This is a genomic window from Acinetobacter sp. LipI_23 (assembly GCF_058243045.1).
This window is the reverse complement of record NZ_JBZAYJ010000001.1, coordinates 1,451,856-1,469,357: the sequence shown is the minus strand read 5'-3', so window position 1 is coordinate 1,469,357 and position 17,502 is coordinate 1,451,856. Positions and strand designations below refer to the sequence as shown.

The following is a 17,502-nucleotide window of genomic DNA, read 5'->3' as shown; positions in this document are numbered from 1 at the left end:
AACAAATGGACCACATACGGTCTATGAAAATCCGGTGGTCTGAAATTTTCAGGCAACAAAAAACCTCATAAACCGTAAGCGTCCGCTGAACCCCATGTCTATTTTTTAATTTGAGTTGGATTTCCAGCGGTGTGGTAGCAATTCTTCTATTTGGGTCACTTTATGGGTCGGCAATCTTTTCAGCACATCACTTAAATAGGCATACGGATCCAGCCCATTCAGCTTTGCTGACTGGATTAAAGTCATGATGTTTGCCGCTCGCTGACCACTACGCAGCGAACCTGCAAATAACCAGTTCTTACGTCCCAACGCCCAAGGCCGCACCTGGTTTTCCACCCAATTATTGCAAATCGGTAGATTGCCATCATCCAGATAGCGGCTTAAAGCTGGCCAACGCTTCAGAGTGTAATTGATGGCCTTGGCGGTTGGAGAACTCGATGGCACCGTCAGTTGATGCTGGTTGAGCCATTCATACAGTTGTTGCATCACCGGTTGACTATGCTGTTGTCGGTATTCGCGGCGCTGTTCTGCTGTACCATCGGTCTTTCTCCTGAGTTCTGCTTCTATGGCATACAGTTTCTGAATCAGCACTAAGGCCTGTTCAGCGACCTGACTTTTCTTGGTCACATGCAGTTCATGGAATTTACGACGAGCATGCGCCATGCAGCCCACCTCAATGACTTGGCCTGATTTAAAGCGTGCTTTATAACCACTGTAATCATCACAGACCAGATGGCCCTGCCAGTCTTTCAGGAACGCTTCAGCATGCTGGCCTGCACGACTATCCTGAAAGTCATAGATCACGGCTTGAATTGGATTATATTGGGTTGTTGCATAGGCCCAGACATAACCTTTCTTCGGTTTTTTCTCATCATCACCCATCCGCATGATGGTGACTGGTGTTTCATCTGCATGCAGCACCCGCTGTTGCAGCACCACCTCTTTTAAAGCATTGGCCAGAGGCTCCAGTTCTACACCGCAGCGACCTATCCAGTCAGATAAAGTTGATCTAGAAAGCTCGATTCCCGCCCGCTGATAGATCAGACGTTGACGGTACAGCGGTAAATGATCTGCGTATTTCGAGACCAACACATGGCTCAGTAGTTCAGGACTGGCAATACCTTTATCAATCACATAGGCGGGCATCGCTTGCTGAGTCAGGGTGTCACACTGATCACAGACCCATTTGCCACGCACATGCTGTTCCTTATAGAACTGTGCCGGTCTGAAATGTAGTTTTTCACTGATATCTTCGCCGATACGACGCAAGGTGCAGCCACAAGCACATTGGGTTGATGTTGGTTCATGCTCGATACGGATGGTGTGTAGATGATCGGGCAGCAGTCGACGTTTAGGTTTGTTGACTGTGGCTTTGTGTGTCGCTGCATCAGTTTTATCTGCATTCAGCCGTTCCAGTTCCAGATCAACAGCGGCAATATCTTCTTCGACCGCTTCATCCCACAGATGGATTTGTTTTGCGGTGAGATGTTCGTTTTTACTGCCAAATTTGTGCTGTTTAAATAGTGCGAGCTCATGCTCGTATTTTTGCGTGAGAATGGAAAGATGTTGAACTTGAGCATCTAATTGCAGATTGGATACTTCAAGATGCTGAACTTTGGCATCTAATTGCTGGTTTGATTGTGCCAGAGACTGATGTTGCATTGCCAACTGTCTAGTAAATTCCAGCAGTTGTTCATGGGTCAGTTGGCTTAAATCAGGCAGTGTATTCATGACCGCAGTATGCCTGAGGTCATGAGAAGAATGAAATAGAACGTTTGGAGAATAGCAGAATGGACCAAGCTAGTTTAGAGCATTGTGACCAATTGCTGTCGTCCAATGCGCTGCCAAGGCAAACCCTGGATCAGTGCCTGTAACTGTTCTGGACTGAGTGCCAGGGTTTCACCCTGATGAACTTTAGCCCAGTGAAATTTGCCCTGTTCCAACCGCCGAGCACACAGCCAGATCCCCAGTCCATCATGTACCAGCACTTTCATGCGATGGCCACGTTTATTACAGAACAGGTAAGCACAATGCGGTTTAATGTAGCCAAAGGCTCTCACCACCTGAGCCATGGCCGTATCCATACCTGCACGCATGTCCATGGGCTGGGTAGACAACCAGATTTCATCGATACGGATCATGTTGTAAGTGCCTTGAGTAATTCTGCTAAAGCAGATATTTCTGATACTTGCCATTTCAAGCCAATTTCTGCTTTTGAGTGGGGTAAAGTAATTTGAACCGTTAACATGCCAGTAGAAATAGGATCTAATGGTGCAGAGCAAGATAAGGCAATAAATGCAGGTTTATTCGGTAGTAGTGAGCGATCATTCCCTGGCTTAGCATCAATTAAGCGAATCCATTTGGATACAAGATTTGTATTCAATCCATGTTGCAAAGCGACCGAAGCAATTGAAACCTCCGATGCTTTACACGCCTGAACGATCTGCTGTTTAAATTCAGCACTATATGTTCTTCGTTTTATCGTAAGAGATGCGATGGATGTCTGGTTATTTGTAGTCATAAATTTAAGTTCCCACTTGTTTTTAAGTGAGGACTAAATTAAGGCTTATAGGACGAATTCATAAGGTGTGTTTAGCGGACGCTTACCATAAACCAAAGGTTTACGAGGTTGAATGTGGTGGGCCCAGACAGACTTGAACTGTCGACCAACGGATTATGAGTCCGCTGCTCTAACCAACTGAGCTATAGGCCCTATAAGATTGCAAAGCGATTATATTCAATAGCTTGGCAGTGCTGCAATACTATCTAACATTTTCCTATTGAGCAAGTATTTTTTACTTGTAGTCCTATAGTAGACGCTAGAAATTATTGTGCTATATTGCAAAGTATTGCAATTGGTAGTGATTCTAGCGATGTCATCATCCAGAGTAAAGCTCACAAAGACACTTATTGACCAACTCGAAATGACTCCTGCCATTTATCGTGACATTGAGCTTATTGGTTTTGCTATTCGTGTCAATTCAACCTGTAAAACCTATATCGTTGAAAAGAAGGTTCTTGGTAAGACAGTACGGTCTACAATTGGTCTACATGGCAATCTAACACTTGCTCAGGCGCGAGACATTGCCCGAGATAAGCTTGCTCAAATGACGCAAGGCATCAACCCAAACGAAATGAAACGCAAAGCTATTGCGGATGAAAAAGCTAAAACCGACCTATCAAGAAGCAAACCAACATTAAAAGCAGCTTTTGATAATTACTTATTCCATAAAACCTTAAAACCAAGAAGCATTAAAGATTACACCATCGTGATTGATGACTATTTAAAAGATTGGAATAATTTAAAGCTGGATGATATTTCTCGTACTATGATTCAGGCTAAACATACAGAGCTATCACAACGAAGTAAGGCTCAAGCTAATATGGCCATGCGCGTTTTTCGTGCCATTTATAATTATTCAGTTGAGCATTATCTAGATGAAAATGATAAGCCGATTCTTGATGCTCACAATCCTATTAAAACCCTAAATGCTAAAAATGCTTGGAACAAAATTAGACGACGTAAGACTTATATCAATGAGGATCAAATGCCTGATTGGATTAAAGCTGTATTTCAATATAAAGATCGTGGCCAACAATTAGAAACTAACCGCGATTTTTTACTGACTTTAGTTTTGACTGGCTTTAGACGTGAAGAATGTGAATCCCTCCCTTGGTCAAGTGTTGATTTAAAGTATGGGCGCATAACATCTATAGATCCGAAGAATGGCGAACCTCACACATTGCCAATGGGTAATTTTCTACTTGAATTAATGAAAAAGCGCTACTCACAGGCCACTACAGAATGGGTGTTCCCTTCTGCTAAATCATCTTCGGGACATATTGTTAATATTTCTAAAGTACGACAGAAAATTAATAAATCTTGCGGAATTGAGTTTAGTTTCCATGATCTACGTCGAACATTTGGTTCTATTGCTGAAAACTTGGATTATGGTCGATACACAATTAAGCGCTTACTCAATCATAAGGAAGAAGATGACCGCGATGTAACTGCAGGTTATGTACAAGTTAGTGAAAGAAAATTACGTGAAGCAATGAATGCTATTGAGGACATTGTTTTAGGTGAATATAAATCAACTATTTTCTCAAAGATAGAAAGCTAACGGCCTACATCACCAAAGATGGTAAGTGGCTTGCATATCGAGATGCAACACAAGAAATAACTGAATATGATGATTTTTCAGATATCCAACAGGTCTATCAACCTGAATGGTTTTGGGTTGATGATAAGGATGATGCCAAAGTATTTCATGCTGAAAGTATTGCAAGTTCATTTTTAGTGCGTCGACGTGGGGAGTTTTGGAAAGGTGCTAAGGTTGTGTCGAAATAAAGCCCTCAATAGGGCCTTCTTAATTCACACACTGAACACAAACAGTGACATGCACCTTTGTAGAAATCGAATGTGCTGTGCAGCCCGATAGCAGGATGCACAACAATAATGTTTTGATCATGATATGAACAAAGCTTTTTCTCTAGCGCGACGATTTACAAGCCCTTGCATGCGTTTACCGCCTGCATTCACCCATACATCAAACTGATCTGCAGCACCACGAATATCATTGGCATTCAACTTTTTAACCAACGTCGATTTGCTAAATGCATTAGTCCCAATGTTGTAGGCAAGTGAAACCAAAGCATCAAACTGATTTTGATTAAGAGGCACCTTCACCGTATTATTTACAGCCGATTCAAACTTCTTTAAATCATGCGCCATGTATGCCTTGGCTTGTGCTTCCGTGCAGGTATCACCTTTCTTGACTTTGATGCCGTTCGGATAAACTGTGGTACCGAAACCAATCGTCCACACTCCCACCCCATCGTCATAGGCAGTAAGTCGCTTACCCTCGAAACTATAGATGAGATCTACACCAAAAGGGCTAACGGCCATCTGGTCGATCGCAATACCCAACATATCAGCCACAACAGAATCTGTAGCTGTTGCAATCACTTGATTAGCAGCATCTACCTGTTTTTGAGTAAGTGTCCCGCCGCTGATCTTTCTTAAAAAATCAAATATCTGTTTCATTTCTCACTTACTCACTTAAACATCGCTTTAAAAGCTGACCGAATTTCAAAGATTAATTCACCAATGGTTTTACCGCGTAACAGCTGGATTGCTTGATACCAGATGCCAATTAACAACATTCCGAAAATCGCAAAGATCAACATTACAAAGCCTTGCGTCATATGTGAATAGACATGCCAACCATAATATTCAATAAATGCTGAACCACCATACAGACTAATCGCCACACTAAACGTGAACTTCATAATCACACCCATCGTGATTTTAATTCGTCCCTCAGTGTCGATATCCCCCGATAACGTCAGAGCAAAGATTGCCCCAACCACTGCAGCGATAATTTTAAAAAGCCATGGTAGGCCCTTAATGCTTAACGGGTCATTCATAGACCACTCCTAATTTTTGGCAATAAAAAAGCACCCGAAGGTGCTCTATGTTGTTTTATCCATCAGCCGTGACCTGCGTGATCTCTGCTGAGTAGTTCCATGACGTTTGTTTCCACACGTCGCGTGCAGCCACACGAATGTAGTAAATCGTGGTCGAACTTAGACCAGTGATCATGCAAGCATTCTCGGTACCAGTCCAACGTGCAGCTGTGGTCTCAGGATCAAAACCTTGTGTTGTACTCACCCAAACTTGATAGTCTTTTAAGTCTGGTACTTCACTTGGAATCCATGTCACTGTAATCGATGTTTCTGCAGCTGAGGTATAAACACTGGTCAATGCAGGCGGTGCAGCATTGCTGATATTCAACTCACTGAAACCACTGATGATTGATCCATTCTTACTTGCAACTCGAATCGTGTATGCGCGCTGAACACCGTCAATCTTCGCCTCTTCCATACTGTATGAATAATCAGTATTTGTGGTTTCAACTGTACGCAGCAACACACCACCTGAGTGGATCTGAACTACATATCCAGTTGCACCCGCTGTCGCTTGCCACTGAACCTTAAAACTAGTACCCAAGAAAGCAGATTGAAGAGATAAACCTTTCACGGATGGAGGTGTACCAACTGTGACGGTGTAATCGTATGCAGCTACTTCATCCAATGTTTCTTCTTTTTGCTCCAATCCATTGAAACTGGTGAACTTCAGATAAATCTGTTTCCCAATCATGTTTGGATTGAAATCATACTCGAAGATCGCACGATCGATACGGACAAAAGGTTCACCAGCGTTATGCGTTATCGCTTGCCCATAACGACCACGTAGTGCGCCACTTAAGGTATATAAACCTGAACCATCAAGATTGGCATCTACATAGTTAAAGAACTCTTCACCGACTCGGCAGAGTGTTGCATCCACTTCTGCCTCTTCTAAGGTACCGCTGAATAACTGACTAGAAGTATTCAGTTGAACCTGCATAGAAGATACGCTGGCATTGATTGCAGATACCAAAGTACCGTAACGCGCTGAACCATAGATCGTACCAATGGCTTCATAAGTTTCGTTGTCTAAGCTTACCCATACCGTACAACCACCCCAATTCAGTCCACCAGACGCCGCAATCCAAAGCTGGTTTTTACCCCCAGTCAAGTCAAGCGGTGGTTCAAAAATAACAGGTGCATTGACGTTACCTGGTTCTTCATTGCCACCTTGATAGCCATTCGATGATTGAAGATCATACTCAACTGCAGAACGTGAACCGACTGCAAGCTCTTCAGCTGTAATCGTCAGTAATCCGTCTTCATCTTCCTCTACACGTGTAATGCGTACAGGGAATTGATCAAGACCAAGTGATTCATCAGTAATGGTCACAATGTCCATGGGCTCAAGCAGACAGTATTTCCAACCGAGCTGGAACTCATATTCATTACGAACATATAAACGGCGCTGTAACAGCAACTGAGCTGCATGACGTGCGATTTTGGGCTCACAGAAAAAGTCATACTTAACTGGATCCTGTGTCCGCAGTCCGAACATTTCGATATTTGCCTGATCTTTGGCTTCGACCGTCTCAACGTTGTACTGATTAAAGCGGTTCGCATATTCAATCTGTACATGGTTAAAAGCATCAGTATCACGACTACGGCGTACGCGCACTGGTTCTTCTTTACCAATGAAATCATCATCAGTTAAGTGATAAACCGGTGTGAGATTTGGTGCATAGGTAAGACCATTGCCAGTGACTGCACTGTCACCAAATGAACGGATTTTTAAGCCTTCAGGACTCGGCACCACAGTGCAATTTACTGCTTCAACAATTTCAGCAATGGTTTCATGTGCTGGACGTTGTTCAGTGAATACTGGGCTAATCAGCAGACCGGTTGCAGCACAATAATCCCGAAATTCAGTCAGATCAGCCATATTTAGACCAGGTGCTGCCCCATAGCGAGGATTGGTCACATAGTCTTCAATGACGTCTGCAGGGTTAGCGTCTGGTTTTGGTAGTGCATATTGGGAGTACGCTGTAGCAACTCGGCCTTTCTCAACTTGGATATTTGAAAACCCTATATTTATATTTCTATATAGATCAAATACTACATACTTTGCTCCAACTGGAGGTCTAAACTGAGCAGGCATTCCAGATAAATTGATTAGCCCCAAAGAAGCTGAATTATCTTTATTGTCACCATAAAATGCCATGTATGGACGACTTCTATATCCACTAATGGTATACCAAACACCTGCTTCGACTGGAATAAAATCGGAGCAACCTACACCTGGATTACTTACAACACCATTCGTAGCCACTGATTTATTATGTCTAACCTTTGACACATCGAATAAGTTTTTAGATTGAAATGTAATGTCACTAATTACTTCAAAATTGTGATTCGATAATACTGCGCTGCCTCCCAACTCATAATTAGGACATGCAACATATCCTAAATAAGGATAATGCAATGCCTGGTTTGGATGCTTAGAGACTAAATAACCCCATACAGGATTATAGTCGCCATCGAACAATTCAAAGCCCAGCTGATCAATCGGCTTGATCTGAATACCATTAATTGCTTTTGTGACGATCTGCTCCTTGTCACGCCAGATCGTGCTAATATCTCGAATCTTGTTTTCACAAAGTCCAAGCATCATTGATGCACTATAGGTGTAAGTAGTGGTTTTTGTTTTGACCGAGCCACCACCTTTACCACCTGATTTTTTTGTTGTGGTATGTGCCGTTGCCAGGAAATCACCATACCAAAACATATTAGCAGCTACACGATTTTTACCATATACCAAAGGCTGACAAAGACCGTACGCTGACTGTTGAATCCGCATCGAGTTAATACGTTTGTCTGTAACACTGACCGTGCTACTACCCCCAAAGACTCCACCCATAGTGTTTACTCTTTTAGTCGCTTCATACGAAAAAACCCGGCAATTCGCCGGGCTAAACTTCCTTTTGTGCCATCCTGCAGGATGACGCCGTGGTTGATATAAGAGTGAATGATTGTTGGCCACTCTACGACAATTGCGCCATGGCTGATGCATTTGCCAAAATGATAAAGAACAATGTCACCAGGCTGTGGATCATCGACTTCAAAGCACACTGATTTAACATGCTCTAGGTATTTTTGCCCCATTTGATGAAGGTGCCAGTCAGCTGGGTATGGACGTGGATCTAAATGATCCATCAAGCCCACTTTTTCATAGACTTCACAGATCAACGTTCCACAATCCACGCCCACACCCTTAACACGCCCCTGGTGATGATAAGGAGTACCCAGCCATGTCAAAGCTTCTTGTACTGCAAGTTGACTATTCATAACTTTTCAAAATTATAAAAAAAATGCCTTAATTCTCATGTAAATTAAGGCATCATTCGAATTAACGATCCTGATTATTTTAGCACCAGTAATCACCCATAACTTTCTCTAACTCTTCTCCAAATTCTGGGTTTTTCCCCGAACCTGGTGTAAATGTCATTTCACCAAAGTAAATATTATCTTCAATGATGTACCAGTCGATACGTACATAATCAAAATCATCCATAAGAGCTTTATTGTATGGAAGAATTTTAACTAACGATTTTTTCTCATTTTCTGAAAGCTGATAATTATCTCCGCCATGATGCCAAACACAATTATCAAAGGAGTTTAAATAATATCCTCGTGATTCTGTGCCGAAACGGCCATCCACTACTTGAAGAACATATTTTATCTCACCATCTTTTTGCTTAAAACAATGGAATTTATAATCCTTCGGAACATAGCCAGCAGGTGTGATTTTTTCCTCAACAACTATCCTTGGTTCAATTGAGGCATAGTGCTGCTCATTATTAACTTTTGAAAAGTCTATAGATAGCCACTTATGAGCCTCCAAAATAATCGCCTTCTTCTCCTTCTCACTTGGCTCATTATCTATAAGTTTTACATAGCTTGCGCCATGATTCGGCTTAATTACTATTCCATTCCATTTATCCATTTTCAGAAGATCTTCTGGATTCTTAGTAGTAAATAGTAAAGGTATGAGAACATGCTCGCCCACTTTATCTGCTATATATTTTCTCACTGTGTATTTATCTGATAATTCTGCATATAAAGGATTGTTATCAAAAATAACTCTATGAGTGACTTTTTCATTAAATGTCTTAGGGTTCTTTATATTGGGAAACTTTTTGTACTGCAAAAAATAATTCAGTTTAATTTGCTGAATTACTGGCAATCCCTTAATGGCAGTAAACATAATTTTTCTCATTATCTTCTTTAACATTCTTTATCTCTCTAAAATCAGCGGCTCTAAAACCAAGTGAATATATACTTTTAACATTGAGATTTAAAGAAATCACCCCCTCTTTCCAAAAAAAGAGGGGTAGATAATTAAATTTGCTTCACAGTAATCGTTCCACTTCCTAAATCTAAAGGTACTGTACCTATATTTTTAAAGTTAATACGTACAGTGTTAGCAGCACTGGCAACTGCAGAGACCTCCATCCCAGGATCATATACACTAAATGCTGCTATAACCGGAGTGCCGATAGTCACTCCCGAAAATGTCTGGAATGTCTGGGCGCTTTCTCCAGCAGGAATAGAAGGCGGGTCATAAGAAAAACTAGCTTGTTTAGTCATCATTACTTCAGACCACACTGCGGGGGGCGTAACATTTCCTGCCGCGTCTATTATCGCAGAGGTGGAGCACGTAATTAACTTCGATATAGTCGTATCAAAATAATTAAACCCTGCCTGTGCTCTCTTTGGTCTTTGTGCAGTTGTTCCGCTAAACCGGATTATTTCACCTGCGTTAGTTGCGTCCGTAATTTTTAAGTCTTGAGATTGAACTTTTACGTTAGTTGAGCCTACATTGACCACATGACCTGTAGTAGCATCTGCTAATTTCATGTTTGACCCAATGGTGACATCAGAACTATTAACTACATAAAAAGTACGGTTAGAAGTAATAGGTAGATCCACGTTATCAATCTTTACGTTTTTACAGTTCTGCGCCGTAATAAAATCAGCAATTGTGGTGACCTGGCCAACCTCATCAATATATTTAACTTTAGGAATATATAGATTATTGACACCCTGGAAAAACCCTAATGAAATACGGTTATTGATTAACTTTGCACGAATTTCGATATCTTTGAAATCAAAATCACTGTACCCAAGATCAGATGTAAACGTACTCATTAAAGCAATATTTGAGCTACCCGCATTAGTTAGGATTAACTTGTCGATAGTCAACCCATTGATCGAGCCTTTGGTTAAAGAGGCATTGCCAGGGATATTTATCGCCGTTGTTCCAGCTCCAATAACAGTTAATTCCGCTAGAGTGATATTGATATTGCCAACAGATTTGGCAACACTAGCTGGGTTTAAAGAGATTGGACGCGATGCTTTCGAAATCAGTTTCGTAACCTTTAGCCCGCTTGAGCCGTCGGATACGAATAACCCAGCATGAATCGTACCAGTATTTAAAGGATTCGACCCATAAACCTCAATATCAGCAGTACCAATTTCGGTATCTTGGCACAGGTCTGCAACAGCATAATCCATGTTACCTCGGGCTTTAACATACTCAATCCTGTTTCTATACCCTGTAAAGATGTTGGGTTCACTCAGAACCCCAACAACACCCCATGAATCGCCAGTATCAGATATACCGTCAATATAGTCGATTGATACATCCGAAGATTGAAGCTTAACCAACCGCTTTCCAAACTCCGTACCAGTTACTTTCCCCACGGTTAAGGGGATAGATAGTCCCCCTGTTGCAACATATAATCCCGCAGTATCTTCAATAATAATTTGATCAGATGCATTAATATTATGGAAGTTCTTCACATCAATATTATCAACATTCCCACCAAGCAAGTTGGTTGCCCCGTGAATGTATAATCCGTTCAAAGAACCTGCTGAATCAGTTATAGATCCATTCCCTTTTTTTAAACAATTCTCGAAATATACCCCATCAATATCTAAAAAATTACCTACTGCTGAAACTGATAAAAGCGTTGTTGCACGAGTAGCGTCCACATCTTTAAGGTTTTTAAAAGTCGTGTTTTTGAGCCTAACAGTGCCGCAATTTGGATTATAACACACAGCAGTGAAGCAGCCTTTGCCATCAAAATCGAAACTAAGATTCTCAAATTCTAAATGCGAATAAATATCAAATAAAACCACACCAGCAGCAGTGTCCGGCTTAAAGTATGCACCCTGTTCTAATACGATCTTTTTTGGATGGATTGAATTAATCGTAATTTTTCGACTTAGAATATACTCACCTTTTGGCAAAAAGATTTCGTGAGTTACATCATCATTAAGATAATGTTCAAGTTGTGACGTAACATCTAGGAATGGAACTATCCCTAGTAATTTCCCATTAACTCTAAATATACTTTTGTTTACTACTTGCTGACTAAAACCGCTTTCATCTAGTACAAGATTAGCAAGCCATCCATTCTCTCCTGCACCCGCCGCTGCTAAATCTAACAGTAAGGCATTCATTAAATCAGAAAGTATTCCTTCATTGGCATCAATAACTAATGAATTAATATAGTTTCTTATTAACTCTATATTTTCATGTAGAAGATTCCTTTGACTCTGATCTAATAACTCAACGTATTTTTCCAGACGATCGCCATCATCCTTACTAAGTACATTCTGGACCAACTGTGCTAGTCGCATTTTCATCTGCATATTCGTTGCATTTGGATCTGTTAATTCAGCTGCAGTAGGTAAAGGCATTTTCTCACCCCATAAAAAAACCCAGCATTAGCTGGGTATGGATTAATACAAATTTGGTTAAACTGCTGTTTCTGGTACCGGTATAAATGGCGCACCACGGAAACGGCTGAAGTTATTAAAACGGTTTTGACATGTCTCAAGACGTTTATCACATCCTGGATAAACTTTGATACGCTGACCAGATTGCGGTGCTTCAAGTAGAGGCAAGGTCAGCAACAATGCACCAGACTCGTGAAGCCGTACGGTACGTTTCAAGCCAGCATTCCCACCATCTAGGAATTCAATCACGCCCTGGGTAAACCAACCTTGCGGCTGATTCACCTGACATAAGATTCGAGCTGCAGTACTGCCTGATTCAATTGTCGTTTGCACCATAAAATTTTGACGCAATAAACCGCATGCAGTATCAAATAGTGTATTAGTACAGCTTGGCTGATACAGATTTCGTGGCATTTGTACGTTCAATTCATCCAGATCGGATGCAACACTGGCTTGAATCGTATTTCGATCTAAGTCAGGCTCAATGATTCGACCTTCAAAAAGCTTGATGGCCCCGGCACTGGTGTCCGTTGGCGTATTCATATCCATAAATATGCGCTCCAACTTAAATCGAGCACCATCTAGTTGGCCATTATGAAAGGCTTGAACAACATTAATGCCATTCCATTTGTTATCGTCAATACAATCAATATTGATCGATAAATTATCGACTTCAATACCGAGTGAAAGACTGATTCCATCACGGCTGATAATTGGGCCATCTGAGTTATAAACTTGGCCCGCAACCACCAGGTCAAAATCATAATTCGTGTATCGAAAAACATCGCCCTGCACCGTTGTAATGGTATAGAGATCTGCCATCACAAACTGATCAGCATTAAGTAACGCAATTAATTTTGGAGAAGCTGCTCTCATACTTTATTTCCCAATGAGCCAATCATTTCAACTTTATTGGCTTTCCATAATTTGCTCATGAAGTTGGTGTATTGCTGTTCATCGTCAGCGAAACGACAACGATAGTAATACGTTCCTTTCACCTCAAACTTATAACCTTGTTTCAAAGGCTTTGAAAGCGTAACCATGCCTGACTTGGTGACTTGAGCAGTTGTGTCATCCCAAAAAAGATCATCGTCGTTATCACTCCAAAATTGCTGATTGTCGTTTTCATTCCAAAACGTTGGATCCACTTCAAAAACTGTTTCAGCCTTTGTATGTGCCAAAGGAATCACGGATGTATGCATCTGCTTATACAGCTGGAAACTTGTCGTACTACCATCACCACTGTAAGAACATGTGTAATCGCAATCCTCAGGCATTTTGAATAGAAAGGAATCGAATGCACCACGGCGCTCATAAAAGAAACTTTCGAGTTGCTGTAGTTCATTACGTCCTTTCGACTCACGCAGAAACCCGAATGACAAAGATATTTCATACTTGGGAACAGCCTGGTAACTTGCACGAAGTTCCCGACCGTTCACCGATTCCATGATCTTTGTATTGAAAATGGGTTTCTTGCTCAGATCCCATTCCAGTCCTGGCAATTCAGGAAACAATACATCAGACACGATTTTCTCCCTTATCGACCAAAATTACGGTTGTATCCTTTCAGACCACCAGCCAATTCACGCCCATGCTTTTCCATAAAACGGCGAACGTCTTTTGAATCCCATGCCTGAATCGTGAAATTGTTAAAGGTTTGCGCTGAACTTCCACCGCCTCCACCTATTCCTCCATCGGAGGTTAAGCTTTTACCCAAGGCACGGATCGTATTGGCATGCTGTTTAGGCAAGACCATTTCCTCTTCGTGCAATTGAGTTACTGGATTCACACCTGCAGGAATGTCGTAACCTCCTCGAGCAGATTTGATTTTGCCAGCAAGACCACCGACCAATGCCAATGCTGAAGCACCAGCCGCCACAGCAAGCACTGGACCAATGTAAGGAATGGATACCATGGCTTTAAATGCACCCGCCATCGCTTCCCAGGCATACATCATGATGGACTTGATTGCTTCACCCGCTTTGATAGCCAAACGCGCTAAAGCACCTGTACTGGTTGCCATGGTCTTGGTGGTTTCCCCCGCCACTACGGCGCCAGTCTGTGCAGCTTGACCTGCAACTTCAGCAGCGGTTTCAGTTTTGATGAATCCAAGCTTTACAGCCAATCGAGTGGCTAGGCTTGCAGCGTACTTTTTCATTGGTGCTGTAATCATGTTTTGAACAAACTCAGCAGCCAATTCAGAGAATATGGCATTCATGGCACCTTTCCAGGTAAGTGTGCCATTCAACATAGCTTGGATGCCTTTATCCCAAAGGCTAGACATACGTGAAGTTAAACCACCAAACTTTTCCTCAAAATCAGCTAATTGAGCATCATCCAACTTCTTGGGTTGATTTATATCGGAAAGGCTTTTTTGATGATCTAAAGCACCTAGGTTATTACTGGCTGTAGCAATGCCTTTTGGATCACCTGTCAGTGCACCTAATTGCATCTCAAGATCAAGTCGCTCTTCTAAGCCAATCCGTTTGACTGCAGTCAGCTTATCTTGAAGTTCTTTTTCAAGATTAACCTTGTCAACATTTGAAATTTTTCCAGCATCAAACAGTGCTTGAAGCTGAGCCATTTCAATTTCGTAAATACGATCAGCTAGGATTTCACGTCCTGATATCTCAAGCTCATTCAGGCTTAATCGGTGCTCAAGATTTTCAATATCAATTGCTTTGAGTTTGTCAGAAGCTTGCTGATTGGCCATGACAATTGCATTAATTTGTTCATCACCTGAAAGTGTCGACTTTTCAATTTCTTTAATGTCATTATCAAGATCAATAGCAATCTGCTTTCGTGCATCTGCATATTTATACTGAAGTGCAAGCTTTTGTTTTTCAGCCTCGTCAGCCTTACTAACCTGCTCCTGAAGTGTTTTTTCATACGCGGATGCATCTGTTCCCGCCTCAACACCATTAACGCCAGCCATATAGCCTTTAACATTTTTGACATATTGACGGTTTACTGGACCAATACCGGTACCACGATCAACATTCCCTTCACCTGCGTGATAAGCAGAAATAGCCTTGTTGATATCACCATGCTTATCTAGCAAGAAACGCATGTATTTGGCTGCGCCTTCAGCAGCTTGTTTTGTGTCGAATGGATCAGATACGCCAAAGCGCTTGGCGGTCATATCCAGCATTTGAAAGTTGCCTTTCGCCGTGCCGTATTTAGTCTGAACGCCTTCAACATTTCGACCCTTAGTCTCTTGCATGTTAAGAGCTGATAGCATGCCACTCGGCAAGCCATACTTGGCTTCAAAGCCTGAATAGTTAAACTTTTCAGCATTCGCTTTTACACGCGCATTGACCTGTAAAATCTGTTGCTGTTTTTCAAGCTCCTTAGTTTGACGTTTTTGAGTCTCCTCAGCTTTCTTTTCAGCCTCCTCACGTGCTTCAGCTGCCTGTTTACGCTTCCAGTCAGCTTCTTCAGCCTGTTTAACAGCTTCAGGCATTGCGCCGTCTTTAGCGGTGTATCCCATACCAGCCTTATCACGTGCATCTGCCATGTGCTCAGCACGCTCACGCGACACACCACCAACTTTCATGTTGTGTTGAATATAGCGTTCTCGTTCAGACTGTTTGTTGGATTCACGAACATACTCCATTTGCTTCGCAGTCAAATTGGCTAATGCATTTGCTTTATCATTAATCGAGTCGGTATGTTCCTTATTATCCTTAGTACCTTGTGTCACAACTTGGTTATAAGTCTTTAGAACACCCTGAGCATCAATGACTGCTTTACGCTCTTTATTAACGGCAGCAGCTTTCTCATCAATCCCAGCCTTATGTTTAGACTCAACTGTTCGTAGGTTATTAATACCTGTGGCTAGTTGATCTGCATTCAGCTTGCCTTGAATATATTGATCGTGGAGCTCTTTAGCTGCTTTTTTATCAGCATCTGATGCATCGGAATGATTAACAACCGCACGCACCAACCCAAGTAATGCAATTTCCTGTTTACGGAAACCCTGCTCAGCTTTGGATAGGTCTGCCGTGGCTTGTCGCGTCAATACACGCTGTTGAGCCTTATCAAGCTTTTCATATTCCTCACGGAGTTGAGCAACACTTTTACCTTGTGTGCTGAGTGCTGGCTCTGTCTCATCACTGCTTCGTTTCATATAGAGGAATGCAGCACCTGCCGCCACCCCTTGAACAGCTAACATTGCCAAACCTGCTGGACCACCAAGCAATGCTGACGCACTACGCAGTACACCCATCGCCGTCGCGGTACGCATTGCCTGTCCTTGAAGCGCAGACAATTGCATCTGATATGCCATACCTTGGGCCACGCCGATCACAAACTCTTTAGCCAATATGGCGCATTGAACAACTAATTTGGCTGAAATAGCTGCGCCTAAAGCGATGACTACAGCTTTGATATTGTCAAAGTTCTGTGCAATGGCAGTCACTGCAGGCGTTACTGAATTAATCAGCATTGCCTGGAAGCCTTGGAACTGAAGCTCTAGTGTGTAAAGGTTTTCTTTGGCTTTACCGAGGTTATCCACCATATCTTTAGACATGATAGTGCCAGCATTCTTGGCTTCTTCACCCCATTTTTTAAAGCCTGCACCGCCGTCTTTGAGTAGTGGAATAAGCAAACTGCCATCATTGACGATCTGCTCCATGTAGGTGATAGTTTCAGCATGCGATAAGTTGGCTTTTTCCAACCCATCGTAATATGCCTGGATAACTTCTGGACCACTTAAATCTTTGAACATATCGATGGTCACACCAATCTTAGGCGCAACATTTTCAAAGAAGTCCATCATTTCACCTTCACCACGGCGTGCTTCACCGAGACGATCCAGCGCATCCTTACCCATCATGCCGAACTGTTCTAATGACAATCCAGCTGTTTGAGCACCCTTGGCAAAGTATTGGAAGTCTTCTACCGATTCACCCAGCATGTCAGACATTTTCTGAACTTCTGAAGCGGTGCTAATGGCGTTACGAGTGAAACTGACCAATCCATCTACAGCTAGTGCTGAACCAATACCAGCAGCAATTTTTTTACCCAAGCCCAGCATTTGTGTAGAGATATTGCTTGAGAGATTATCAAAGGTCTTTTGAACACCAGATACGTCAATCTGAAAGTCCACTTTTTTACCTGTGACTTCAATCTCCTGCGCCGTATCTTTAACAATACTTTCGGCTTCATTCATGCCTTTTTTAAGTTCGGAAGTCTTCGCACCAACGTGCACTTCCACTCGATTGTTGCTCATAATTCCTATCTCACAGGCATAAAAAAACCGCCGTGAGGCGGTTGATTTCATAA

Annotated in this window: 13 protein-coding genes and 1 tRNA gene; 1 reads left to right on the top strand and 13 read right to left on the bottom strand. The window is 42.1% G+C overall.

What is annotated here, in order from left to right:
• Positions 1-105: 105 nt before the first annotated feature.
• The 4 genes from tnpC to AC4CVD_RS07240 form a co-directional block, all read right to left on the bottom strand.
• Positions 106-1,731 (bottom strand): IS66 family transposase, encoded by a 1,626-nt coding sequence (gene tnpC, locus AC4CVD_RS07255; protein WP_490752646.1) that lies wholly within the window; start codon positions 1,729-1,731, stop codon positions 106-108.
• Positions 1,732-1,805: 74 nt separating this feature from the next.
• Positions 1,806-2,141 carry an IS66 family insertion sequence element accessory protein TnpB gene (tnpB, locus tag AC4CVD_RS07250; RefSeq protein ID WP_275284931.1) on the bottom strand — a complete coding sequence of 112 codons (336 nt, stop codon included), beginning with the start codon at positions 2,139-2,141 and terminating at the stop codon, positions 1,806-1,808.
• Positions 2,138-2,521 carry an IS66-like element accessory protein TnpA gene (gene tnpA / locus AC4CVD_RS07245; RefSeq protein WP_490752644.1) on the bottom strand — a complete coding sequence of 128 codons (384 nt, stop codon included), beginning with the start codon at positions 2,519-2,521 and terminating at the stop codon, positions 2,138-2,140. Before tnpA ends, tnpB begins: the two co-directional genes overlap by 4 nt.
• Positions 2,522-2,636: 115 nt before the next feature.
• A tRNA-Ile gene (locus AC4CVD_RS07240) sits at positions 2,637-2,713 on the bottom strand.
• Positions 2,714-2,873: 160 nt separating this feature from the next.
• Between AC4CVD_RS07240 and AC4CVD_RS07235 the strand changes: the two genes are divergently transcribed.
• Positions 2,874-4,124: a site-specific integrase gene (locus tag AC4CVD_RS07235; RefSeq protein WP_026056451.1), complete on the top strand. Its 1,251-nt coding sequence runs from the start codon at positions 2,874-2,876 to the stop codon at positions 4,122-4,124.
• Between the two features lie 344 nt (positions 4,125-4,468).
• Here AC4CVD_RS07235 and AC4CVD_RS07230 read toward each other — a convergent pair whose 3' ends face one another.
• The 9 genes from AC4CVD_RS07230 to AC4CVD_RS07190 form a co-directional block, all read right to left on the bottom strand.
• Positions 4,469-5,047, bottom strand: a complete 579-nt coding sequence (locus AC4CVD_RS07230) for a lysozyme (protein ID WP_490752642.1) — start codon at positions 5,045-5,047, stop codon at positions 4,469-4,471.
• A gap of 11 nt (positions 5,048-5,058) precedes the next feature.
• A complete protein-coding gene (locus tag AC4CVD_RS07225; RefSeq protein ID WP_087010935.1) occupies positions 5,059-5,430 on the bottom strand; it encodes a hypothetical protein in 372 nt (123 codons plus the stop codon).
• A gap of 55 nt (positions 5,431-5,485) precedes the next feature.
• Positions 5,486-8,329 carry a phage tail protein gene (locus AC4CVD_RS07220; RefSeq protein ID WP_490752640.1) on the bottom strand — a complete coding sequence of 948 codons (2,844 nt, stop codon included), beginning with the start codon at positions 8,327-8,329 and terminating at the stop codon, positions 5,486-5,488.
• A gap of 5 nt (positions 8,330-8,334) precedes the next feature.
• Entirely contained in the window at positions 8,335-8,757 is a 423-nt protein-coding gene (locus AC4CVD_RS07215) for an NlpC/P60 family protein (RefSeq protein WP_490752638.1), read from the bottom strand.
• Positions 8,758-8,836: 79 nt separating this feature from the next.
• Positions 8,837-9,676, bottom strand: a complete 840-nt coding sequence (locus AC4CVD_RS07210; RefSeq protein ID WP_490752636.1) for an ATP-grasp fold amidoligase family protein — start codon at positions 9,674-9,676, stop codon at positions 8,837-8,839.
• Between the two features lie 134 nt (positions 9,677-9,810).
• Entirely contained in the window at positions 9,811-12,177 is a 2,367-nt protein-coding gene (locus tag AC4CVD_RS07205; RefSeq protein ID WP_490752634.1) for a hypothetical protein, read from the bottom strand.
• 57 nt (positions 12,178-12,234) lie between these two features.
• The gene (locus AC4CVD_RS07200; RefSeq protein ID WP_490752632.1) at positions 12,235-13,092 is read right to left on the bottom strand and encodes a DUF2163 domain-containing protein; all 858 of its coding nucleotides are present in this window, start codon (positions 13,090-13,092) and stop codon (positions 12,235-12,237) included.
• Positions 13,089-13,742, bottom strand: a complete 654-nt coding sequence (locus AC4CVD_RS07195; protein ID WP_490752630.1) for a DUF2460 domain-containing protein — start codon at positions 13,740-13,742, stop codon at positions 13,089-13,091. The genes AC4CVD_RS07200 and AC4CVD_RS07195 overlap by 4 nt, the downstream gene beginning before the upstream one ends.
• Before the next feature lie 11 nt (positions 13,743-13,753).
• On the bottom strand, positions 13,754-17,449 hold the full coding sequence (locus AC4CVD_RS07190; protein WP_490752629.1) for a lytic transglycosylase domain-containing protein: 3,696 nt from the start codon (positions 17,447-17,449) through the stop codon (positions 13,754-13,756).
• Between the last annotated feature and the right edge of the window lie 53 nt (positions 17,450-17,502).